Genomic DNA, 294 nt, shown 5'->3' with positions numbered 1-294 from the left:
AAAGAGCTTGGTTTGTTATGAGTTATGACGTAATCTATACAAACAAATCACTGAAACAGTTGAAAAAACTATCTGAAACTGTAAGTGAGAGCATAATCAGTTCAATAGACGAATTGAAAAACGATCCCTATTGTAATATAAAAAAATTGAAAGGCACAGGAAAACAACCTCTGTATTCTCACCGGGTTGGGGAATATAGAGTCATCCTGACAATCGAAAACAACAGAATGCTAATATTTATTGTAGCAGTTGGGGATCGTAAAACAATCTATCGGAAATATCAATCCTGAGATG

The 294-nt window shown here is 34.4% G+C and carries 1 protein-coding gene; it reads left to right on the top strand.

Translation table 11 applies throughout. The features are described from left to right. The coding region (locus CI957_RS10485; protein WP_241646108.1) for a type II toxin-antitoxin system RelE/ParE family toxin at positions 1-290 on the top strand (290 nt) is incomplete at its 5' end. Positions 291-294: the final 4 nt, after the last annotated feature.

The organism is Methanohalophilus sp. WG1-DM, from assembly GCF_004104135.1.
Taxonomy (GTDB): Archaea; Halobacteriota; Methanosarcinia; order Methanosarcinales; family Methanosarcinaceae; genus Methanohalophilus; species Methanohalophilus euhalobius.
Note: the sequence above shows the minus strand (reverse complement) of the source record. Positions and strands in the feature narration are given on the sequence as shown.